This is a genomic window from Micromonospora sp. NPDC049139 (genome assembly GCF_055586845.1).
The window spans coordinates 195536-218248 of record NZ_JBVJHK010000003.1 but is presented as its reverse complement, the minus strand read 5'-3'; the positions used below and the strand labels follow the sequence as shown (position 1 = coordinate 218248).

18 protein-coding genes are annotated in these 22713 nt (G+C 74.9%); 4 read left to right on the top strand and 14 right to left on the bottom strand.

Annotated elements, in window-relative coordinates; genetic code table 11:
* The first annotated feature begins 109 nt into the window (after positions 1-109).
* Entirely contained in the window at positions 110-1177 is a 1068-nt protein-coding gene (locus ACZ6Q9_RS07800) for an NADH:flavin oxidoreductase/NADH oxidase (protein ID WP_396828263.1), read from the top strand.
* Positions 1178-1224: 47 nt separating this feature from the next.
* Here ACZ6Q9_RS07800 and ACZ6Q9_RS07795 read toward each other — a convergent pair whose 3' ends face one another.
* From ACZ6Q9_RS07795 to ACZ6Q9_RS07740, 12 genes are all read right to left on the bottom strand, one after another.
* On the bottom strand, positions 1225-4764 hold the full coding sequence (locus tag ACZ6Q9_RS07795; protein WP_396828265.1) for an ATP-binding cassette domain-containing protein: 3540 nt from the start codon (positions 4762-4764) through the stop codon (positions 1225-1227).
* Between the two features lie 95 nt (positions 4765-4859).
* The gene (locus tag ACZ6Q9_RS07790) at positions 4860-5453 is read right to left on the bottom strand and encodes a TetR/AcrR family transcriptional regulator (protein ID WP_393266665.1); all 594 of its coding nucleotides are present in this window, start codon (positions 5451-5453) and stop codon (positions 4860-4862) included.
* A gap of 38 nt (positions 5454-5491) precedes the next feature.
* Complete coding sequence (locus ACZ6Q9_RS07785) at positions 5492-7726, bottom strand: YhgE/Pip family protein (RefSeq protein WP_396828267.1); 2235 nt, start codon at positions 7724-7726, stop codon at positions 5492-5494.
* Positions 7723-8586 (bottom strand): ABC transporter ATP-binding protein, encoded by an 864-nt coding sequence (locus ACZ6Q9_RS07780; protein ID WP_396828269.1) that lies wholly within the window; start codon positions 8584-8586, stop codon positions 7723-7725. Before ACZ6Q9_RS07780 ends, ACZ6Q9_RS07785 begins: the two co-directional genes overlap by 4 nt.
* 116 nt (positions 8587-8702) lie before the next feature.
* Positions 8703-9542: a GNAT family N-acetyltransferase gene (locus ACZ6Q9_RS07775; protein WP_393266673.1), complete on the bottom strand. Its 840-nt coding sequence runs from the start codon at positions 9540-9542 to the stop codon at positions 8703-8705.
* A gap of 54 nt (positions 9543-9596) precedes the next feature.
* Positions 9597-10823 carry an MFS transporter gene (locus ACZ6Q9_RS07770; protein WP_393266676.1) on the bottom strand — a complete coding sequence of 409 codons (1227 nt, stop codon included), beginning with the start codon at positions 10821-10823 and terminating at the stop codon, positions 9597-9599.
* Positions 10824-10943: 120 nt separating this feature from the next.
* Entirely contained in the window at positions 10944-12116 is a 1173-nt protein-coding gene (ispG, locus tag ACZ6Q9_RS07765; protein ID WP_396828272.1) for a flavodoxin-dependent (E)-4-hydroxy-3-methylbut-2-enyl-diphosphate synthase, read from the bottom strand.
* Between the two features lie 9 nt (positions 12117-12125).
* Positions 12126-13376: a M50 family metallopeptidase gene (locus ACZ6Q9_RS07760; RefSeq protein WP_393266678.1), complete on the bottom strand. Its 1251-nt coding sequence runs from the start codon at positions 13374-13376 to the stop codon at positions 12126-12128.
* Positions 13376-14590 (bottom strand): 1-deoxy-D-xylulose-5-phosphate reductoisomerase, encoded by a 1215-nt coding sequence (gene dxr / locus ACZ6Q9_RS07755; RefSeq protein ID WP_396828274.1) that lies wholly within the window; start codon positions 14588-14590, stop codon positions 13376-13378. Before dxr ends, ACZ6Q9_RS07760 begins: the two co-directional genes overlap by 1 nt.
* Before the next feature lie 43 nt (positions 14591-14633).
* A complete protein-coding gene (locus ACZ6Q9_RS07750) occupies positions 14634-15299 on the bottom strand; it encodes a Uma2 family endonuclease (protein WP_357693929.1) in 666 nt (221 codons plus the stop codon).
* Positions 15300-15476: 177 nt separating this feature from the next.
* Complete coding sequence (locus ACZ6Q9_RS07745) at positions 15477-15983, bottom strand: YcxB family protein (protein WP_393267008.1); 507 nt, start codon at positions 15981-15983, stop codon at positions 15477-15479.
* A 104-nt stretch (positions 15984-16087) separates the two neighbouring features.
* Complete coding sequence (locus ACZ6Q9_RS07740) at positions 16088-16312, bottom strand: hypothetical protein (RefSeq protein ID WP_396828277.1); 225 nt, start codon at positions 16310-16312, stop codon at positions 16088-16090.
* A gap of 51 nt (positions 16313-16363) precedes the next feature.
* Here ACZ6Q9_RS07740 and ACZ6Q9_RS07735 point away from each other — a divergent pair, with 51 nt between their 5' ends.
* Positions 16364-17203, top strand: a complete 840-nt coding sequence (locus ACZ6Q9_RS07735; protein ID WP_393451722.1) for a YhjD/YihY/BrkB family envelope integrity protein — start codon at positions 16364-16366, stop codon at positions 17201-17203.
* Positions 17204-17327: 124 nt separating this feature from the next.
* Here the strand turns inward: ACZ6Q9_RS07735 and ACZ6Q9_RS07730 are convergent, their stop codons facing one another.
* Positions 17328-19502 carry an MMPL family transporter gene (locus tag ACZ6Q9_RS07730; protein WP_396828279.1) on the bottom strand — a complete coding sequence of 725 codons (2175 nt, stop codon included), beginning with the start codon at positions 19500-19502 and terminating at the stop codon, positions 17328-17330.
* A 103-nt stretch (positions 19503-19605) separates the two neighbouring features.
* On the opposite strand from ACZ6Q9_RS07730, the gene ACZ6Q9_RS07725 reads away from it, so the two are divergent.
* A complete protein-coding gene (locus ACZ6Q9_RS07725; RefSeq protein WP_396828281.1) occupies positions 19606-20319 on the top strand; it encodes a TetR/AcrR family transcriptional regulator in 714 nt (237 codons plus the stop codon).
* Positions 20320-20380: 61 nt separating this feature from the next.
* Positions 20381-21976, top strand: coding sequence for a phytoene desaturase family protein (locus ACZ6Q9_RS07720; RefSeq protein WP_393266691.1), 1596 nt, complete (start codon positions 20381-20383; stop codon positions 21974-21976).
* Here ACZ6Q9_RS07720 and ACZ6Q9_RS07715 read toward each other — a convergent pair.
* Positions 21957-22610: a TMEM175 family protein gene (locus tag ACZ6Q9_RS07715; RefSeq protein WP_396828427.1), complete on the bottom strand. Its 654-nt coding sequence runs from the start codon at positions 22608-22610 to the stop codon at positions 21957-21959. The genes ACZ6Q9_RS07720 and ACZ6Q9_RS07715 overlap by 20 nt on opposite strands.
* Between the last annotated feature and the right edge of the window lie 103 nt (positions 22611-22713).

Genomic DNA, 22713 nt, shown 5'->3' with positions numbered 1-22713 from the left:
CCACGACCCCGGCGGGACGTCCGGGCGACGCCCACCACCGACGGGCGCGTCGACGCCGAGGAGGACCTCCGTGGGGAGGTCCTCCTCGGCCGGTAGAGAGGATGACGACATGAGTGTCCTGTTCACGCCGCTGGCCCTGCGCGCGGTGACCCTGCCCAACCGGATCGCCCTGGCGCCGATGTGCCAGTACACCGCCGGCCCGGACGGCCTGCCCACCGACTGGCACCTGGTGCACCTCGGCGGCCGGGCGGTCGGCGGCGTCGGCCTGGTGCTGACCGAGGCCACCGCGGTGGTGCCGGAGGGTCGGATCAGCCCCCAGGACACCGGGCTCTGGTCCGGGGCGCACGTCGACGCCTGGCGGCCGGTGACCGCGTTCGTCGCGGCGCACGGCGCCGTGCCGGCGGTGCAGCTCGCGCACGCCGGGTTCAAGGCGTCGACGTACCGGCCGTGGGCGCCGCGCCGGGGCGGGGTGCCCGACGCGGAGGGCGGGTGGACGCCGGTCGGCCCCGGGTCGACGCCGTTCGTGCCCGACTACCGGGTCCCGACCGCCCTGGACGAGGCCGGGATCGCCGGCGTGGTCGAGGCGTTCGCGGCGGCGGCCGGGCGGGCCGTCGACGCCGGGTTCGCCGCCGTGGAGATCCACGCCGCGCACGGCTACCTGCTGCACGAGTTCCTCTCGCCCCTGACCAACCACCGGCAGGACGGCTGGGGCGGGGACCGGGCCGGCCGGATGCGGCTGACCCTGGAGGTGGCCCGGGCGGTCCGCGCGGCGGTCGGCGAGGACGTGCCCGTGCTGACCCGGATCTCCGCCACGGACTGGGAGCCCGATGGCTGGACGGTCGAGGACAGCGTGGTGCTCGCCGGCGAGCTGGCCGGTGCCGGGGTCGACCTCGTCGACTGCTCCTCGGGCGGCGCGTCCAGCACCGCCACGATCCCCGTCGGCCCGGGCTACCAGGTGCCGCTGTCCGCCCGGGTACGCCGCGAGGCGGGCGTGGCCACCGGCGCGGTCGGCCTGATCGTCGAGCCGGAGCAGGCCGAGGAGATCGTCGCCGCCGGCGACGCCGACCTGGTCCTGCTCGGGCGGGAACTCCTGCGCGACCCGTACTGGCCGCACCGCGCCGCCGCCAAGCTCGGCGCCACCCCCACCTGGCCCGCCCAGTACACCCGCGCCCGCTGACCCCACCCCCTCCCCGGCCCCCTCGCGGTGGGGCCGGGGAGAGCGGGTCAGCCGGCCAGGTGGGACCAGTGCGGTTCCAGGTCGCGCCAGGGGCCCTGGGCGGCGACCGAGCCGGACAGCAGGACCACGACGTGGTCGGCCCGCACCAGGGCGGCCCGCTTCGAGGTCGAGCCCACCACGGTCACCCCGTGCTCGCGCAGGGCCTGCCAGAGCGCCAGCTCCGTGGTGACGTCCAGCGCCGAGGACACGTCGTCGGCGACCAGCAGCTCGGTACGCGGCGCGAGCGCCCGGGCCAGCGCGAGGCGCTGCAGCTGCCCGCCGGAGAGCCGGGTGCCCTTGTGCCCGATCAGCAGCCCGAGCCCGCCCCCGGCCGCCGCCAGGTCGTGGTCGAGCTGGGCGGTCGACACCGCCGCGGCGGCGTCCACCTGGTGGCCGAGCGTGATGTTGTCGGCCACCGTGCCGGAGAGCACCCGGGGCAGCTGGCCGACGTAGCCCACCTGGTTGGGGCGCAGGAACAGCTCCGGCTCGGTGACCGGCTCGCCGTTCCAGGTCAGCAGGCCGGTGTGCGGCGCGATGCCGGCGAGCGCCCGCAGCAGCGACGACTTGCCCGCGCCGACCGGCCCGACGACCAGCACCAACTGGCCGCGTTCCACCGTCAGGTCGACGTCGCGGACGGCCACCGTCCCGTCGGTGTGCCGGACCCCGAAGCCCGTCAGCTCCAGCCGGCGCAGCGGGCGCCGGGGCGGCACGTCCGGCGCCGGGGCGGTGCCCGCGCCGAGGTCCACGTCCGGCACCGCCGCCGAGTACGCCGCCACCCCGGTCATCGCCACCGTCCGCCGCGTCCACACCCGTGCGGAGGGGATCTGCGAGATCAGCGACGCCGTCGTCCAGGCGAACCAGCGGGCCGCCGCCAGGGTGGCGACCGCGACCAGGGTGGCGCCGGCCGACAGCTCGCCGGCCAGGAACAGCGCCCACGCGCCGATCGGCAGCAGGCCGCTGACCAGCGACGGGGTCGACCGCGACCACACCTGCACCGCGATCTCGCGGCGTTGCCGGTCGCTACGGACCACGTCGAGGTCGGCCAGGTGGGCCAGCACCGGCCGGGTGGCCCCGGCGAGTTTCACCGTACGGGCGGCCGACAGCGAGGAGACCAGGGCGGTGGCGAACGCGGCCCGCGCGGCGACGGTGGCCCGGGCGGAGCGCTCCAGCCGCGGCCCGAACAGCGTCGCGGCCAGCCCGGAGACCACCATCGTCCCGGCGAAGAACAGCCCCGGCACGACGCTGCCGGTCACGGCCGTCATCGCCGCCAGCAGCACGAGCGAGATCCCCTGGTCGCTCACGTTGTCGGCGAGCTGCACCACCCGCTCGGTGTCGCCGCCCTGGGCCACCACCTCCGCCGGGGTGTGCCCGCTGACCCGGCGCGGCCCGGTCTGCCCGTGCACCAGCCGCAGGCTGATCCGCAGCATCTGCCGGACCCACCACTGCGGGAACCGGTAGCCGGTGAACCAGTGCACCGGCAGGGTGACCAGCAGGGCGGCGACGATCCCCACCGCCGGCAGCCAGGGGTCCCCGACGCCGTCGACCAGGTCGGCCCAGAGCCAGGGCAGCACCGGCCCGTCCATCCCGAGGACCACCAGCAGCACGAACATCGCGAGCGAGGCCAACCCGTACCGGGCGTCGTTGACGCACAGCCGCAGGACCTCCCGCAGCCCGCGCAGGCCACGCAGCCCCCGGGGCGACGCCGGGGCCGTCGCCTCGGGCTCCGCCGCCGGCGTCGGGTCGCCGTCGGGCGCGGCCGGCCGCCCGGCCTCCGGCTCCACCGGGTCGGGGCCGGTGGGCGGCCACGGGTCCGGCGGGGCGGTCAGCAGGTCCACCCCGCCGGACCGGGCCCCCGACCCCGCGTGCGCGTACGCGGTGGCGTGGCTGCTGGCGAGCAGGTCGGCGAAGCGGGCCGACTCCCGCAGCGGGCCCGCCTCGACCACCGCCCCGTCGGCCATCACCACCACCTCGTCGCAGCGGCGTACGGACGAGAGGCGGTGCGCGATGACGATGCCGATCCGGTCGCGCAGCAGCCGCTCGGTGGCCTGCTGCACCCGCGCCTCGGTGACCGGGTCGAGACGGGCGGTGGCCTCGTCGAGGATCACCACGTGCGGGTCGCGCACCAGGATCCGGGCGAAGGCGACCAGTTGCTCCTGCCCGGCCGAGAGCACGTGCCCACCCTCGCCGAGCCGGGTCTCCAGGCCGTCGGGCAGCTCGGCGATCCAGCCCGCCAGGCCCAACTCGTGCAGCGCCCGGGCGGCGGCGTCGCGCAGTTCCGGCTCGAACAGCGCGACGTTCTCGGCAAGGGTGCCGGCGAGGATCTCCGTGCGCTGGGGCACCACGGCGATCCACCGACGCAGTTGCTCGACGTCGAGGTCGCGCACGTCGCGGCCGGCCAGGAAGACCGTCCCCGGTGGCACGTCGACGGCCCGGGTGAGCACCTTCGCCAGGGTGGACTTGCCGGAGCCGGTCCGGCCGACCAGGGCGTACGAGCGGCCACGGGCGAAGGTGAGGTGGACGTCGCGCAGCGCGGGGCCGCGCCCGCCGTCCGGCTCGGCACTCGGGTAGCGGAAGGTGAGGCCGCGGACCAGCAGGTCGCCCTCGGTCGGGGCGGCCCCGCCCACGGGCTCCTGCGGGGAGTTCGACAGCAGTTGCACCCGGCCCCACGCGCCGAGGGCGTACTGGAGCTCGGGGACCATCCGGCTGACGTGCTCGACGGTCATGCCGAACCCGATCGCGAGCAGCCAGACGGCGGTGAGCCGGGCGCCGTCGACCCGGCCGGTGGCCAGCGCCCACGCACCGCCGAGCACCACGGCGGCGATCCCGGCCAGGGTGGCGCCGGCGGCCACCGTGGTGACCCGGGCCGACATCCGCCACACGCGGACGCCCCGGTCGAGCACCTCGGCCGCCCGCCGGGCGTAGAGGCGCAGCACGTACGGCCGGGCCAGGCTGGTCCGCACGTCGTCCTGGCCGTGGACGGCCTCCTCCATCACGGCGGCGAGGTCGGACCACGCCTCCTCCTCGGCCATCCGGGCCGGGGCGATCCGCGCGGTGGGCCGGCGCAAACCGACCGCGAGCAGCACCGTGAGCAGCAGCATCCCGACGCCGGCCGGCCACCAGACCGCCAGGGCGACGACCGTCGAGAGCAGGCCCGTCGTCAGCGCCTGCGCGATCCGTACGCCCTGGTTGCGCACCGCGGCGGCGACCTGGTAGACGTCGCCGTCGATGCGGTCGAGCAGCTCGCCGACCGGAGTGGTCTCCAGGGTCGGCAGGTCCTGCCCGAACGCCACCCGGCACAGCCGGCGGCGCACGTCGGCGGACCAGTCGGCGGTCAGCCCGGCCATCAGCAGGCTGACCACGAGGTCGGTGAGCACAGCGGCGACCAGCGCCACCGCCAGCAGCGCGAAGAACCCGGCGGCGCGGTGCACCAGGACGGGACCGGCCAGCGCGGCGGCGGCGGCCTGACCGCCGGCGCCGAACACGATCAGGCAGGTCACGACCGCCATGCGGCGGGGCGAGGTGACCCACAGGTCCCGGAGCAGACGCATCGGAGTCCCTTCGGGAAGGCGGTGGGGAGACGTCCAGCCTGCTCGGTGGGGGTGTCCGGTTCAACGCATTTACGGCCCGTGGCGGGGCGGCCGGGTCAGGTCCGGGCGACCCGGCGGACGATGCCGAGCAGCGCCTCCTCGACGTCCTCGATCGGCCGGTCCGGCTGGAACACCAGCCAGTCCACCGCCACCACCAGCCCGACGCCGAACAGCGCGGACGAGGCGGTCCGCACGTCCAGGTCCGCGGGCAGGTCGCCGGCGGCCACCCCGGCCCGGACCGTCTCGGCGATCACCTCGATCGCCTCGCCGCGCAGCAGCCGCAGCGTCTGCTGCCACTCCCGGTTCGTCCGCCACATCTCGGAGAGCAGGAGCTGCGCGAAGGCCCGGTACCGCCGGATGTACTCCAGCTCGGCGCGCACCAGCGCCGCCAGCGCCTCGCGCGGCGGCAGCCCGGCCACGGCGGCCCGGAACTCGGCGGTGAGCAGGCCGATCCCGTGCCGGAGCAGCTCCTCGAAGAGCACCGTCTTGGACTCGAAGTTGTAGTAGACGGTGCCCTTGGCCACCCCGGCGCGGGCCGCGATGTCGTCCACGGTGGTCGCCGAGAAGCCCTGTTCGGCGATGAGCTCCACGGCCGCCTCGAAGAGGCGCTGGCGGGTGTCCTCCCGCCGCCGCGACCGTCCGTCCGTCACTGGCCCTCCCCGTCCGCACCTCCGGCCCGTCAGCATCCTCACATGGACAGCTCGGGGTGCAGGGTGGCCGGGGTCAGGCGGCGCGCCCGGCGGGCGGTGACCACGGTGAGCGCGAGCGCCGCCGCGCCGAAGCCGGCCAGCACCAGCGCCCCCGTGCCGACGGGCCCGGCCGACCCGCCGTTGACGGTGTGCCGCAGGGCCGTGACCACGTAGGTCATCGGCAGCCAGGGGTGGATCGCCTGGAAGAAGCCCGGTGAGGTCTGCACCGGATAGGTGCCGCCGGACGAGGTGAGCTGGAGCATCAGCAGGGCCAGCGCGGCGAGCCGGCCGGCGGGCCCGAGCAGCGCGCCGAGCCACTGCACGATCGCGGTGAAGGCGAGCGCGGCCAGCGCGAGCAGGCCGAGGGTGGCCGCCGGGCGCGCCGGGTCGAGGTCGAGCGCGAGGGTCACCACCGCGAAGAGCACCCCGGCCTGGGCCAGCCCGATCGCCGCGGCGGGCAGCCAGCCCGCCAGCGCCACCCGCCAGGCGGGCGCGCCGGACATCACGTGCCGCCGGTTGACCGGCCGCAGCAGCATGTACGTGATCATCGCGCCGACCCAGAGGGCCAGCCCGAGGAAGTACGGGGCGAAGCCCACGCCGTACGCGCCGGCGGCGTTGCGGGCGGTGCGGTCCAGCGAGACCGGGTCGCCGAGGACGGCGGCGCGGGCCTCCGCGTCGGCGTACCCGGGGATCTTCTCCTCCCCCTCGGCGAGGCCGTCGGCCAGGTCGCCGGCGCCGCCGCCCAGCCGGGTCAGGCCGGCCGCGAGGTCGCCCGCGCCGCTCTCCAGCCGGGTGAGGCCGTCGGCGAGCCGCTCGCCGCCGGTGCTGAGCCGGTGCAGGCCGCCGTCGAGTTCCCGGGCGCCGGTGGCCAGCCGGAACAGCCCGCCGCGCAGCTCGCCGGCGCCGGTGGCCGCCGTGCCGAGGCCGTCGCGCAGCTTGGCGCTGCCCTCGGCGAGGGTGCCCAGCCCGGCGGCCAGCTCGTTGACCTTGGCCTGGGCGGCGACGACGTCGTCGGCCAGGTGGGGCGCCCCGGCGGCGATCTCCCGGGCGGTGGCGGCGACCCTGGTCATCCGGTTCTCCAGGGTGGTCAGGTCGGCGTCGTCCAGCGTGCCGGCCACGGTGCGGGCCGCCTCGACGGTGGCCTTCGCGGCCGTACGGGCGGCCACCACGCTGGGATCGTCGGTGAGTTCGGGGTGCGCGGCGACCAGCGCGTCGAGCCGGTCGCGGACCTGCTCGGCCTGGCTGACCGCCTCCTGTGCCCGCCGGGGCAGGGCGTCCAGCCCGTCGGCGAGCGCCTGCGCCCCCTCGGCGATCGCCGTGGCCGACTCCTCGATCCGCTTCGCGTTGTCCCTCAGCACCGGCTCGATCCGGCCGGCCGCGCCGTTGACCCTGTCCGCCACCGCGCGGGTCTGCGTCGCGGCGCGGGCGGTGCCGTCGGCGAGCTGCACCGCCCCGGTACGCAGTTCGCCGAGCCCGGTGGCGAGTTCGTCGGCGCCCTTCGCGGTCTTGTCGAGCCCCGCCGAGAGGCTGCCCGCCCCGGTCGCGGACGCGTCCAGCCCGTCCGCGAGCTGGCCCGCGCCGTCCTGCGACGTGCCCAGCCCGTCGGCTACCCTGCCCGCGCCGGTGGTGGAGGAGTCGAGCCCGTCGGCGAGCTTCGCGGCTCCGTCGGCCGCCCGGCTGGTCTCGGCCTTGGCGTCGGTGAAGCCCACGAGCATCTTCTCGAAGTAGTTCCCGGCGGCGCTCTGCGCGGCGGCGGCCCGGATCTCGCTGAACGCCGTGCGGGCCAGCAGCCCGGAGAGGTAGTTGGTGGCGTCGTCGTTGACCACCCGCAGCTCGCCCCGCCGGGCGGGCCGGTCGGGCTCCGGGCTGTCCGCCAGGCTGGCGGAGAAGTCCTCCGGGATCGCGAAGACCAGGTGGTAGCGGCCGCTGCGCAGGCCGGCGGCGGCGTCCCCGGCGTCGGTGACGTGCCAGCCGAAGACCCGCCGGTCGAGCAGCTCGTCGGCGAGGTCCTGCCCCGCGTGCACGACCGTGCCGTCACTCGCGGTGGCGGGGCGGTCGGCGTTGACCAGCGCCACCGGGATGCGGTCCAGCTTGGCGTACGGGTCCCAGAAGGCGTAGAGGTAGAGCGCCCCGTAGAGCAGCGGGACGACGGTGAGCACGGCGAGCGCGGCGCGGGGCAGCCGGCCCCGGGTCAGCCGGCGCAGCTCGAACCGGGCGAGTCGGAAGACGCTCATCGGGCCACCTCGACGGTCTCGGTCGGATCGGTCTCGTCGCCCGGACCAGCGGCGGCGGGCGGCCGGGCCGCCGCCTCGGACGATCCGGCCGCCGCCTCGGTCAGCCGGGCGCTGGCCTCGGGCGGTCCGGCCGCCGCCTCGGTCAGCCGGGCGCTGGCCTCGGGCGGTCCGGCCGCCGCCTCGTCGGGGGGTGACGGCGCGGCCGGGGGGTCACCGAGGCGGTGCACGATCGCGGGGCTGTCCGCCTCGACCGCGCGGGCGCTGGCGACCACCGCGTAGCCCTGGTCGGCCAGGCGGGTGAGCGTCGCCCAGAGCCGGGCGCGTTCCGGGGCGTCGCAACCGGCGTCCACGTCGTCGGCGACGATCAGCCGGGGCGCGCCCAGGGTGGCCAGGACCAGGCCGAGCACCTGCCGTTGCAGCGGGGTGAGGTCGCGCCCCCGGGTGTCCGGGTCGAAGGGCGCCTCCCCGGTGAGCCCGGCCCCGGCGATCACGGCGGCGAAGGCGTCCCGCCGGTACGCCCGGCGGGCCCGCAGCGCGGCGACCGGCACCAACTGCCGCCGGCGGCGGGGCACCGGCCCGAGCAGCAGCAGCCGCTCCCGGACATGCTCGGCGACGGTCAGCGCGGGGTCGGGCTCGTGCACGCCGGCGACCTGCCCCAGCGCGGCGGGGCCGTGCCGGGTCAGCCGTCCCTCGCTGGTCGGGAAGCGGCCCGCCAGGGCGAGCAGCAGCGAGGTGCGTCCGCTGCCGGGCGGGCCGGTCACCGCGTGCAGTTCACCCGCGGCGGCGGTCAGGTCGACGTCCCGGAACACCCACCCCCGCCGGGTACGCAATCCCAGCCCGCGCGCTTCGACGACCACCATCCGACCCGGCCCACCTTCTTGAACTGACTGGTCAGTGCAAAAACATGCCCAGCCTAGCCCCGGTCGTCCGGTTCGGCACTCCCGCCGGGGGTGATCCGGGCCATGCCCGGGAAGGTTCAGAAGAGCACGGTGGCGAGCGTGCCGACCGGGCGGAAGCCGCAGCGCTCGTAGACCCGGCGGGCCGGCAGGTTGAAGTCGTTGACGTAGAGGCTCACGGTCGGGGCGACCCGCAGCAGCGCGTCGCGCACCACGGCCGCCATCGCCGCCGTCGCGATGCCCCTCCCCCGCCACTCGGGGGCCACCCAGACCCCCTGCACCTGGGCGGTCCGGCGGGTCACCACCGCCAGCTCGGCCTTGAACACCACCTGACCGTCGACGAACCGCGCGTACGCCCGCCCGGCCCGGACCAGTTCGGTGACCCGCCGCCGGTAGCCGCGCCCGCCGTCGTCGGCGAGCGGCGAGACGCCCACCTCCTCGGTGTACATGGCCACCGCCGCCGGGAAGAGCCGGTCGATCTCCCCGCCGCGCACCAGCCGCACCTCCGGGTCCGCCCGCAGCGCCGGCAGCGCGTCGGTGGCCAGCAGCGGCTGGTTGGGGCGTACGTCCCGGGCCGGCCCCCAGACGTCGGCGAGCCGGTCCCAGAGGCCGAGCACGGCGTCGGCCCGGCCCACGATCGACGAGCAGAGCCGCTCCTCGCCGGCGAGGAGGTCGGCGTAGGCGGCGACGGCCGGCTCGGTGGCGAGGACGGGGGTGAGGTTGCCGCCCAGCCAGCAGACGGACTCCAGGTGGCGGCGGGTGCCGTAGCCCAGCACCCGACCCTCGGCGCGCCACCAGGCCAGGCCGCGCGCGGCGACCCGCTCCGCGACCTGCGCGCCCGCGAACGGGTCGAGGTCGAGCAGCCGCTCGACAGCGCGGCGCTCCGACTCCCCGAGTTGCCGTACCGGCACCGTCAGCACGGATACCAGCCTGCCAGATCCGCCCCCCGCCGCGCCGGTCGAGTGGCGAGAGGACTACGGCACCGGGACCGGTCGCGGCGCGGGCGCTGCGCCCCGGTTGCGGGCGGCCCAGCCGACCACTCCGGGCACCAGGGCACCGAGCAGCAGGAACAGCCCACCGAGCAACAACCAGCCGGGCACGCCCCACCCGACGGCCAACGTGGTCACCACCACCGGCGCGATCATCCGGCCCAGCTCGAAACCCATGCTGTACGCCCCCTGGTACTGCCCGTGGGCGTGCTCGGGCGCAAGCCCGAAGGAGATCCCCCAGCCGGCGGCGGAGTGCCACAGCTCCCCGACGACGTGCGCGAGCGCGCCGGCGACCAGCAGCGCGACGGCGGCGACCGTCGGCAGCCCGCCGCTGGCGGCGAAGAGGACGCAGGCGGCGGCGATGGCGAGCCCGGCGCGCCGCGACGCCCGGGCCGCCCCGGCGAGGCTCTCGGTGCCCCGCGCGGCGCGGACCTGGAAGAGCACCACCACCAGGGTGTTGACCAGCATCAGCCCGGAGATCACCCAGGCCGGCGCCCGGGTGTGCCCGACGATCCACAGCGGCAGGGCGATGTTGAGCAGCCCGAAGTGCATCGACATCAGGCCGTCGAGCACGGTGAACGCCAGGAAGGGGCGGTCCCGCAGCGCGACCAGCCGGGGGCCCTGCGTGGGGGCGGGCGCGGGAGCGATGGCCGGCAGCCGGGTGAAGACGGCGGCGGCGAGCAGGTACGTCGTCGCGGCGGTGACGATCAGCGCCACGTACGCCGACCGGGTGTCGGCGGCGAGCGCGAAGCCGGCGAGCACGGCGCCCACCGAGATCCCGACGTTGGTGGTGGCGCGCAGGTAGGCGCGGGTGCGGACCCGCTGGTCGGCGGGGACGGAACCGGCGATGAGCGCGCCCCGGGCGCCCCGGTCGGCGGCGTCGGCCAGGGCGGTGGCCGCACCGACGGCCAGGAACGCGGCGAACGACTGGACGGTCACCAGGGCGGCGGTCAGCGCGCCCCCGGCGACCAGCGCGGCGACCTGGGTGCCCCGGGGCCCGAGCCGGTCGGCCAGGTAGCCGGTCGGCGCGCTGGCCAGCAGGCCGACCAGGGCCGAGACGGTCAGCCCCACGCCCACCTCGGTGGCGGTGAGGCCGACCGAGCGGGTGAGGAAGAGCGCGCTGGCCACCAGCCACAGGCCGCGTCCGACGGTCCGCACGAGGGTGCCGAGGGTGAGGGTCCGGGCCGGGCCCGGTTCAGGAAGCAGCCGCACGCCCACACCCTAGCAAGACGTACGTACGGTTTGATAACCGGATGCCGGCGTACGCCGTGAAAAGCGCACCGGCCCCGACCGCCGGGTGGCGGTGGGGCCGGTGCGCGACGGCGCGGTGGGTCAGTGCACGGAGACGGTGGCGCCCGGCAGCAGGCCGCGCAGCTCCTCCGGCAGCTCGGCACCCATCTCGTCGGCGATGCGCAGCGCCTCCTCGATCAGCGTCTCCACGATCTGCGCCTCGGGCACGGTCTTGACGACCTTGCCCTTGACGAAGATCTGGCCCTTGCCGTTGCCGGAGGCCACGCCCAGGTCGGCCTCGCGGGCCTCGCCCGGGCCGTTCACGACGCAACCCATCACGGCGACCCGCAGCGGCACCGGCAGCCCCTCCAGGCCGGCGGTGACCTCCTCCGCGAGCTTGTAGACGTCGACCTGGGCCCGGCCGCAGGACGGGCAGGAGACGATCTCCAGGCCGCGCTCGCGCAGCCCGAGCGACTCCAGGATCGCGGCGCCGACCTTGATCTCCTCCACCGGCGGGGCCGACAGCGAGACCCGGATCGTGTCGCCGATCCCCTCGGCCAGCAGCGCGCCGAACGCCACCGCCGACTTGATCGTGCCCTGGAACGCCGGGCCGGCCTCGGTGACGCCCAGGTGCAGCGGGTAGTCGCACTTCTCGGCGAGCTGGCGGTAGGCCCGGATCATCACCACCGGGTCGTTGTGCTTCACCGAGATCTTGATGTCGCGGAAGCCGTGCTCCTCGAACAGCGAGCACTCCCACAGCGCCGACTCGACCAGCGCCTCGGCGGTGGCCTTGCCGTACTTGGCCAGCAGCCGCTTGTCCAGCGAGCCGGCGTTCACGCCGATCCGGATCGGCACGCCCGCGTCACCGGCCGCCTTGGCGATCTCCTTGACCTTGTCGTCGAACTGCCGGATGTTGCCCGGGTTCACCCGGACCGCCGCGCAGCCCGCGTCGATCGCGGCGAAGACGTACTTCGACTGGAAGTGGATGTCGGCGATGACCGGGATCTGCGACTTCTTCGCGATCGCCGGCAGCGCCTCCACGTCGTCCTGGCTGGGCACCGCGACCCGGACGATCTGGCAGCCGGACGCGGTCAGCTCGGCGATCTGCTGGAGGGTGGCGTTGACGTCGGACGTGAGGGTGGTGGTCATCGACTGCACGGAGACCGGCGCGCCCCCACCGACCGGCACGGAGCCGACCATGATCTGGCGGCTGGCCCGGCGCGGGGCGAGCGGCGGAGGCGGTACGGCCGGGATGCCGAGACTGACAGCGGTCACTTCAGGCACTCACCTTGAGAAGAGCGTGATCGGGTTGACGACGTCCGCGGTGATGGTCAGCAGCGTGAACGCGCCACCGATCAGGATCATCGCGTACGTGAGGGGCATGAGCTTGAGGTAGTCGACGCGGCCGGGGTCGGGGCGGCCGAACCGCGCGTAGACCCAGGAACGGGCCCGCTCGAACCAGGCGATGGCGATGTGCCCGCCGTCCAGCGGCAGCAGGGGCAGCAGGTTGAACACGCCGATGAAGAAGTTCAGCGAGACGAACAGCATGAAGAACAGCAGCCAGGCGTTGTTCTCCACCGCCTCGCCGCCGAGCCGGCTCGCGCCGACCACGCTGATCGGGGTGTCCATGTCCCGCTCGCCGCCGGTGATCGCCGTCCACAGGGCCGGGACCTTCTGCGGGATGCGCTTCATCGCCTCGAAGGTGTTGACCGCCATGTCGCCGGTGAAGTCGGCGGTCGCGCCGAACGCGCCGACCGGCCCGTACGTCACCCGGGTCGGGGTGCTGGGGACGAGGCCGACGCCGAGCGCGGCGACCGCGGCGACCTGACCCTTCGGGTCGTCCAGCGGCGGGCGCTGCGTCTGCGCGAGCACCGCGCTGGCCGTGCCCGGCTGGCCGTCCCGGACGTACGCGATCTGCGCCGTGTCGCCCGGCTTGAGGGCCCGCAGGGTGGTCAGCAGTTGGCCGTAGTCGTTGATCGGCGCGCCGTTGATCGCGGTGATCCGGTCGCCGTCGCGCAGCTGCGCCTGGGCGGCGGGGCTGGCGGGGTCGGCGGTCGTGCACGCCCGCAGGGTGTTCTCCGGCACCACGCAGTCCGACAGCTGGATGACCGCCGGCTCCTTGCGGATCTCGGCCTCGGTGCTCGGGAAGTCCGGGTTGGGCAGGCCGGCGGTGACCGCGATCACCCAGAGGGTGACCAGGGCGAGGGCGAAGTGGGTGATGGAGCCCGCGGACATGACGATCGTCCGCTTCCAGACCGGATAGCGCCACATCGCGCGCGGCTCGTCCGCCGGGTCGACGTCGTCGTCCTGCGGGGTCATGCCGACGATCTTGCAGAAGCCGCCGAGCGGGATGCCCTTGATGCCGTACTCCGTCTCGCCCCGCTTGAACGACCAGAGCGTGGGGCCGAAGCCGACGAAGTAGCGGGTGACCTTCATGCCGAAGGCCTTGGCGGTGAGCATGTGCCCCGCCTCGTGCAGGCTCACCGAGATGAGGATCGCGAGGGCGAAGAGCACCACCCCGAGCAGGTACGCCATCAAGCTCCTTCCACCGAACCCGCGATGATGATCTCCTGCGCGTGCGCGCGGGCCCACGACTCCGCCGCGAGCACGTCCTCGACGGTACCTGGTTCGTCGAAGTCGGGAGCGTCCTCCAACACCCGCTCAAGGGTGTCGACGATGCCGAGGAAGGGCAGCCGGCCGGCCACGAAGGCGGCCACGCACTCCTCGTTGGCCGCGTTGTAGATCGCCGGCCGGCAGCGCCCGGCCTCGCCGGCGGCCTTGGCCAGCGCGACCGCCGGGAACGCCTCGTCGTCCAGCGGCGCGAACTCCCAGGTGTGCGCCGTCGTCCAGTCGACCGCGGCGGCGGCGTCGGCCACCCGGTCCGGCCAGCCGATGCCGAGCGCGATCGGCAGCCGCATGTCTGGCGGGCTGGCCTGGGCGAGGGTGGACCCGTCCACGAACTCGACCATCGAGTGGATCACCGACTGCGGGTGCACCATCACGGTGATGTCGGCGTACGGCACGTCGAACAGCTCGTGCGCCTCGATCACCTCCAGCGCCTTGTTGACCATCGTGGCGGAGTTGATCGTGACGACCGGCCCCATGTTCCACGTCGGGTGCGCCAGCGCCTGCTCGGGCGTGACCGCGGTCAGCTCGTCACGCCGCCGGCCCCGGAACGGGCCGCCGCTGGCGGTGACGACCAGCCGGCGCACCTCGCCCCGGGCGCCGCCGCGCAGGCACTGGGCGAGGGCCGAGTGCTCCGAGTCGACGGGGACGATCTGCTCCGGCCGGGTCACCGCGGCCTTGACGAGGGAACCGCCGGCGACGAGGGACTCCTTGTTGGCCAGCGCGAGCGTACGCCCGGCGCGCAGCGCGGCCAGGGTCGGCGCGAGCCCGAGCGAGCCGACGACGCCGTTGAGCACGACGTCGCAGGGCCACTGCGCCAGCTCGGTCATCGCGTCCGGGCCGGCCACGATCTTGGGCAGCCTGAAGTCGCCGGTGGCCCAGCCGCGCCGGCTCGCCTCGGCGTAGAAGGCGAGCTGGAGGTCCTGCGCGGCGGACGCCTTCGCCACACCCACCGCCTCGACGCCGAGTTCGAGGGCCTGGGCGGCGAGCAGCTCGACGTTGCCGCCGCCGGCGCCGAGCGCGACCACCCGGAACCGGTCCGGGTTGCGCCGCACGATTTCGACGGCCTGTGTGCCGATCGAGCCGGTGGAGCCGAGCAGAACAAGATCGCGTGGGGAGGTCACCGGGCCATTCTTCCCCACCATCCCTGTGCCTCCGCTGGGAGCCTCAGCCCTCCGCGTCGGCCTGCTCCTCCGGCGGCGTTTCGCCTTCCTCGGGTGCCTCCTCGTCGAGGAGATCGGCCGGATCGACGGCGAACACGAAGGGCTCGGTCATGGTGAAGGTGCTGCCGGCCGCCGCCGCGCTCACCGGCTGGTACTCCCCCTCGACCAACTCGAACAGGGCGATGGTCGGCACCCGGTTGCGCAGGTCGACCCGGAGGAAGAAGGGAACACCGACGGCGGCGTACTCGCGCGGCCGGTCGATTACGTCCTTGCGCCGGTTGCCAGGTGACACGATCTCGCCAAGCAGGACGGCCTGACCGATGTCGACGGCCGGCCGGCCGCCGCCAGAGGACCGGAGTACGGCGATGTCGGGGATGAAGAGGTCCTCGCCCGAGACCACGTTGATCTCGGGATAGACCCACAGGCCCGCCCTGCGGGCGGCACGGTGCAGACGGTAGGGCAGCTCACGTTCGACCGACTGGTGGTCGATTCCGGCGTGCGGGGTCACGATCACGCTTCCGCTCAGGACCTCAACCTTGGGGCCGTTGGTCTCCGGCAACAGGTCGAGGGCGAGCTGGGCGGTCCACGGCTCGTCACGCCACCGCAACACGTCGAACGACGGCTCGGTGGACTGCGGCGCCGGCTCGGGCGCGAAGGCTGCCTGGGCCATCCGGGCTCACCCCCTCAGCGGGACATTCTGCTCAGACCACCCTAGCCGCCGCAGCCCCCGCCGCACGCCATCGCACACCCGGTCCGACGCCGGGCGGGAAGAGGCGACATGACAGTTCCGGGGCTGGGGCACGCGGCCGTTCGTTCCCAGCCCGCCGCATCTCGCCGGTCGCCTCGCTCACCTCTGACCGACGGGCCCGGTCAGCGCCGCCGGGTTGCCGGTGAGCAGCCCTCGCCCGCGCAGGAAGGCGAGCAGCCGCTCCCGGTCCGCCGCGGCCAGCCCGTCGACCGGCACCGGGAACACCTGGCTCCGGCCGATCCAGAACAGCAACTGACCGGGGATGGCCTCGACCCGCTCGATCGCCGCCCAACTCAGCGTGCCGTCGCTGACGGCGTTGACGCTGCGGGCGCCCTCGTCGGTGAAGGTCCAGGTGATCGGGATGCCGTACATCTTCCAGTTGGCGCGGACCAGGGACCGCAGCGTCAGCGGTCCGGCGAGCGCCAGCACGGCCGCGACCAGCGCCCAGCCGCCCGCCATGAGCAGGTCCCCGAAGACCAGCCCCGCCAGCGCCGGCAGCAGGGTCACGAACGGGCAGACCCGGAACAGCAGCAGCGTCCGGCGGTAGGCCCGGCGCAGGCCGGCGACGAGACGGCGGCGGTCCGGCTGCGTCTCGAAAGTGATCATCACGCCGAGAGAGGATACGGCGGGCCGTCAGGCGTCGTCGGCGCGGCGCACGAAGGTCTCCACCTCCTCGCCGCCGTACCAGTCGGTGCGGCGGCCGACGTGGGTCATGCCGAGCCGGCGGGCCACCGCCATCGACGCCTCGTTGCCGGGCGCCACGACCGCGTAGACCTCCCGGGTGCCGGCGGCGAGTTCCCGGTCAGCGGCAGGCCGGGGGCGTTCAGCCAGCGGGTCACCTCCGCCCGGGAGTAGAGGTCGAAGATCCGGGCCAGGTCGGCCGGGTCGGTGGTCCACTCCCGCACGAACAGGCGCTCGGTGGTGAGCACGGTCATGGCGGGTAATCCTATTGAGTGGCGCGGGGCGCGGCGGGGAACGAGAGCGCGATGGGTGGGGGCTGGCAGCGGGCGAGGCGGATCACCCGTGCCGCGTTCCGCCCGCTGCGCGGCCGGGACCTGTCGCTGCACGCCGCTGCCATCACCTTCTACGGGGCGATCGCCGTGGTGCCGGTGGCGCTGCTGGCGATCTGGCTGACCTCGCTGGTGGCGGGGGCCGACCGGGTCCGCCGGCTCACGTCGCACGCCGTGGCGACGCTGCCGGACGCGATCGGCGCGCCCCACGCGGTGGCCGCGCTGGTCGAGGCCGGGGTGGGGTTGACCACGCTGCCGGCGTTGGCGTCGCTGCTGCCGGCGTCCCTGTACGGCGAGGGGCTGCGCCGGGCCTTCGTCTCGGTGGCCGGCGGGCGCGGCGACGAGTCCCTGGTGGGCTGGCGCGGGCGGCTGCTGCTGCTTCCCCTGCTCGCCCCGGCCCCGGCCCTGCTGCTGTCGATCCTGGTCGCGCTGCCGACGACGACCCGGCTGGTCCGCCAGGGCGGGTTGGCCGGCGCGCTGGGCGTGGTGCTGTCGTTCCTGGCGGTCTGGCTGGTGCTCACCCCGGTGCTGCTCTGGGTGTTCCGGGTGGTCGGCCCGGCGTCGCCGGACTGGCTCTCCGCGCTGGGCGTCGGCTCGTTCACCGCGGCGAACCTGTCCGGGTTCCTGCACGGCTTCGTGCTCTTCGCCTCGCTCCCGATCGACCTGGGCGTGCCGTTCGGGGGCTTCGACGAGATCGGGGCGGGGGTGGCCGTCCTGCTCTGGCTCTATGTCTTCCACGTGATCGTGCTCGCGGGCTACTCCGCCACGCTCGCCCTCTCCCGCTGGCGGGCGGCCCGCGCCCGACCCGCCGGATGAGCGACCGGGAGGTTTGACCCAACCGCCGAATGAGCGATCAGGAGCTGTTCGCCCGACCGCCGGATGAGCGACCAGGGGGTCCGCGTCCGACGCGGACCCCCTGGTGGATGCCGGCGACGGCCGGTCAGCGGGTGAGGGCGGGCTCCCGGGGCGCCGGCTCCGGGTCTGCCGCCTCGCGGATGCCGTAGCGGCGGTAGACCCGGCCGAGCGGGCCGGGGGCCCACCAGTTCCAGCGGCCCAGCAGCCGCATGGTGGCCGGCACCAGCAGGGCCCGGACCAGCGTCGCGTCCACCACGATCGCCACGATCATGCCGATCCCGATGAGCTTGATGTACGCCATCGCGCCGCTGGCGAAGCCGGCCACCACGATGATCAGCAGCAGCGCGGCGGCGGTGATGATCCGGCCGGTGTGCTGGAGCCCGGCGGCCACCGAGGCGGCGTTGTCCCCGCTGCGGTCCCACTCCTCGCGCACCCGGGAGAGCAGGAACACCTCGTAGTCGGTCGCCAGCCCGAAGAGCACGGCGAGCATGAGGATCGGGTTGCTGGGCTCGATGAACCCGGTCGGGGTGAAGCCGAGCAGGTCGGCGAAGTGCCCGTCCTGGAAGATCCAGACCACCACGCCGAACGAGGCGCCGATCGACACCAGGTTCATCAGAACCGCCTTCACCGGCAGCACCACCGAGCCGAAGGCGAGGAAGAGCAGGACCAGGGTCGCGGCGGCCATCAGCAGGGCCATCCAGGGCAGCCGGTCGCCGAGGCTGTCCAGCAGGTCCCGGTCGGCGCCGGGCCGGCCGCCGACGAGCACCTCCGCGCCGGCCGGGGCGGGCAGGTCGCGCAGCGCCCGGACCACGTCCTGGGCGACGTCGCCGGTCGGCTCGCCGGGGTAGGTCACCGTCAGCAGCGTCGACGTGCCCCGGCTGGCCGCCACCTGCACCCCGGTCACGCCCGGCACGGCGGCCACCCGGTCGGCGAAGGGCCGCGCCTGCGCCGGGGACGCCCCGGACACCAGCACGTCGATCGGCGCGACCGTGCCGCCGGGGAACTCCGCGGCGATCCGCTCGGAGACGACCCGGGGCGTGGCGTCCGCCGGCAGCACCCGCTCGTCGAAGCCGCCGAAGGTGATCCGCAGGAACGGCGCGGCGAGCAGCAGGAGCAGCAGGATCACGCCGACCAGGTAGCGCACCGGGCGGCGCATCACGCTGCGCGCGATCCGGGCCCAGGCGCCGCCCGTCTCCCCCGCCGCCGGCCGCCCGACCCGCGCCCGGCGCCGCCACGGCAGCGGTACGCGCAGCGCGTTGATCCGGTGGCCGAGCACCGCGATCAGGGCCGGCAGCACGGTCAGCGCCGCCAGCATGGCGACCAGCACGGCGGCCATCCCGCCGAGCCCCATCGAGCGCAGGAACGCCTGCGGGAAGATCAGCAGGCTGGCCATGGCGAGCGCGACGGTGAGGCCGGAGACCAGCACCGTACGACCGGCGGTGGTCATGGTGCGGCGGATCGCGGCGGGCGTGTCGTGGCCGGCGGCCAACTCCTCGCGGAACCGGCTGACCACGAAGAGGGCGTAGTCGACCGCCATGCCCAGGCCGATCAGGGTGATGACGTTGATGGCGAAGATCGACACGTCGGTGACCAGGTTGACCAGCCGGACGGCGACGAACGCGCCGAGGATGGCCAGCCCGCCGATCAGCAGCGGGGTGGACGCGGCCACCAGCCCGCCGAAGATCAGCACGAGCAGCACCAGCAGCACCGGCATGGAGAGGATCTCCGCCCGGGTGATGTCCTCAGTGGTCTGACGGTTCGACTCGTGCAGGAACGCCACCGTGCCGCCGACCTCGGTCCGTACGCCGGGCGTCGCCAGGGCTGGCCGCAGGTCCTCGTACGCGGCGGTCTTGGCGTCCTCGTCGGCGGCCCGGAGCTGGACCAGCGCGTAGGTGGCGCGCCGGTCGGTCGACAGCAGCGCGGGGGCCTGGGTGTCGTACCAGGTGACGACACTGGTGACCTCGGGGCGCTGCCGCAGGCCGGTGACGGTGGCCGTGACCGGGTCACGGAAAGCCGGCTGGTCGACGGTCGCCCCGTCGCTGGTCCAGAGCACGACCAGGTCCGCGCCCTGCGGCCCCAGCTCGGCGGTGATCCGCTCGGCGGCGCGGCTGGACTCGCTCGCCGGGTCGTCGTATCCACCCCCGGTCAACTGCCCGAAGACCCCGGCCCCCCAGGTCGAGCCCAGCACGACCACCACCAGGGCGGCGGCCAGCACCGCCCAACGCAGCCGCACCACCGCTCTTCCCCACCAGGCGAACATTCGCCTCCCCCTCCGTCGACGGCTAAGCTGTAACCATCGCTCATTCGAGTGAACGCCGTTAACTATGGCAACGGGGTTCGCTTTGGTCAAGGGGGTTAGCTGTATGCCCGCACCGTCCCGACGCGAACGCCTGCGCACCGCGACCGTCGCCGAGATCAAGGACGGGGCACGGCGCCTGTTGGTGACCGGCGGGGTGGAGGCGGTCTCGTTGCGGGCCATCGCCCGGGACATGGGCATGACGGCGCCGGCCATCTACCGCTACTTCCCCAGCCTGGAGGCGCTGGTCGCGGCGCTCGCCGGCGACCTCTACGACGAGCTGCGGCTGCGGCTGGAGGCGGCCCGGGACGACGCCGGGGCCGAGCCGGTCGACCAGTTGCTGGCCATGGGCCGCGCGTTCCGCTCCTGGTCGGTGGCCCACCCCACCGAGTTCGGGCTGATGTTCGGCGCTCGGGCCCCCGGGCTGGACGTCTTCGTCGACGACTGCGCCGACCCAGACCACCCGGGCGCCCGCTTCGGCGCGGTCTTCGTGCAGCCGATCTTCGAGCTCTGGCACCGCGCACCCTTCCCCACCCCGCCCGCCGAGCTGCTCCAGGAGCGCCTGGGCGGGCGGCTGGAGCCGCTACGGCTCAGCCACGGCGAGGTGCCGATCGAGGTCGCGTACGCCCTGCTCTCCGGCTGGACCCGGCTCTACGGGCTGGTCGCCATGGAGGTCTTCGGCCAGCTCGCCTGGGCGGTCACCGAGGCCGAGGCACTGTTCGAGCTGGAGCTGGCCGCGTTCACCGCCCAACTGCGCGCCGATCCGCCGGCGGCTGACTGACACCGGCGACCGGCGGCGAAGGGCTGACCGGCGGGGCCGGCGGGCACTAGGCTCCCCCGGCATGAGCGACGAGCTGCCGACCCGGGCCGACGTGGTGATCGTCGGGTCCGGGCACAACGGTCTGGTGTCCGCGATCCTGCTCGCCCGCGCCGGGCTCGACGTGCTGGTGCTGGAGGCCGCCGACGTGATCGGCGGGGCCACCCGGACGGAGACCCCGTTCCCGAAGGTGCCCGGGCTGCGCCACTCCACCGGCTCCTACCTGCTCGGGTTGATGCCGCCGGAGCTGCTCGCCACGCTGGACGTGCGCATCCCGGTGCTGCGCCGCGACCCGCACTACTTCCTGCCCACCCCGGGCCCGAAGGGATCCCCGTACCTGCTGTTCGGCAGCGACACCGCGGCCACCCGGGCGCAGCTCGCGGAGTTCTTCTCCCCCGCCGACATGGCCGCCGACGACGCCCTCCAGGCCGAGCTGGCCGCGCTGCGCGCCGACCTCGCGCCGGTCTGGCTGGCCGACCCGCTGCCGGTCGAGGAGACCGCCGAGCGGTACGTCCGCCCGGCGCTGCGGCAGGTCTTCGTCGACCTGGTCCGCGGCTCGGTCGCCGACCACCTCGCCCGCTTCGACTTCCGCTCCGAGCTGCTGCTCAGCATGTACGCGGTGACCGACGGCCTGTCCGGGCTGAACGCCGGCCCCGACGACCCCGGCACCGGCCACAACTTCCTCGTGCACAACATGTGCCGCCTGCCCGGCTCCGACGGCACGTGGATGATCGCCGAGGGCGGCATGGGCACGGTCTCCCGCACCTTCGCCGACGCCGCCCGGGCCGCCGGCGCGACGATCCTGACCGGCACGCCGGTCAGCGCGATCACCCTGGCCGGCGGCGCGGCCAGCGGCGTGGCCCTGGCCGACGGGCGGGAGGTGGGCGCCCGGGTGGTGCTCGGGGCGTGTGACCCGTACCGGCTGATGGACCTGCTGCCCGACGGCGCGCTCCCGGCGCCGCTGGCCGACCGGATGGCGGCGGTCCGCCGCCCCGGCACCACCCTCAAGCTCAACCTGGCGCTGACCGGCCTGCCCCGCTTCTCCTGCCTGCCGGCGGACGCGCCGAGCCCGTTCGGGTCGACCATCCACCTGCTGCCCGGCTCGACGTCGCTGATCGGCGGCGGCGGCGAGTCGCCGATGGCGGCGCTGCGCGCGATGTGGGCGGACGTCCAGGCGGGCCGGCTGCCCGAGGAGCCGACGATCGAGTGGTACCTGCACACCACCGTCGACCCGTCGCTGTCGGACGGGCGGGGGCACCACTCCTCGGCGCTCTTCGTCCAGTCGGTGCCCTACGAGCTGGCCGGCACGACCTGGGACGAGGCGCTGCCCGGGTACGTGGAGCGGCTGGTCGGGATCTGCGAGCGGTACGCCCCCGGCACGGCCGACCTGATCGCGGACGCGGTGCCGCTGCCCCCGCCCGGCATCGAGGCGCACTTCGGCATCACCGGCGGGCACATCCACCACGTCGACAACACCGTCTCGTTCACCGACCGGATGCCGTACGCCACCGGCGTCGACGGCGTCTACGCCGGCAGCGCCGGCTGCCACCCCGCCGGCAGCGTCATCGGCGCCGCCGGCCACAACGCCGCCCGCCGCATCCTCACCGATCTCGGCCGCTGACCTCGCCGCCGGCCCCGGCGGAGCGAGGCAGGTCGCCGGGGCGGCGGACGAGGGACAGGCCGACGAGCAGCAGCAGGTAGAGCAGCAGGCTGAGGATCGGGTCGACGAAGACGAAGGCGAAGGCGACCGTGTAGAGCAGCGGGCGCACCACCAGCCGCCGCGAGACCGCCCGGGCCAGCGCCGGGTCCAGGCCGGGGTGGAGCAGCCGGCGCCGGCGGGCCCACCACCAGCTCAGGTTGAAGAAGAGCGACTCGCCCAGCACGGTGCCGAGGTACAGGGCGGCCGTCAGCCGCTGCTCGGTTCCGCTGCCGCGCAGGTTGTCCGCCAGCAGGTCGGCGGTGAACGGGATCGCCGCCACGAAGAGCAGCACGAGCAGGTTGAACATGAGCAGCGCCTGGTCGACGCGGACCACGTACCGCCACATGTTGTGGTGGCCGAGCCAGATCTGGCCGGCGATCCCGAAGGTGATCACGTACGCCAGGTAGGTCGGCCAGGCCTGGACGAGGGCGTCGGGGAGCTGCCGCCCGGGGTCCCGGGCCGGCCCGTTCTGGAGCAGTTCGACGGCCATCACCGTCAGCACGACCGCGAAGACGCCGTCGCTGAACGTCTCCACCCGGGAGGCGTCCCGGGTCATCTCCCGGTCGCGCGCGTACCGGTAGCCGTCCCTGCCCGCGCCGTCCGCCACGCCGCCCCCTTCCCGACCTGATGGTCGCCCGGCGGGGGCGGCGGGCGGAGGA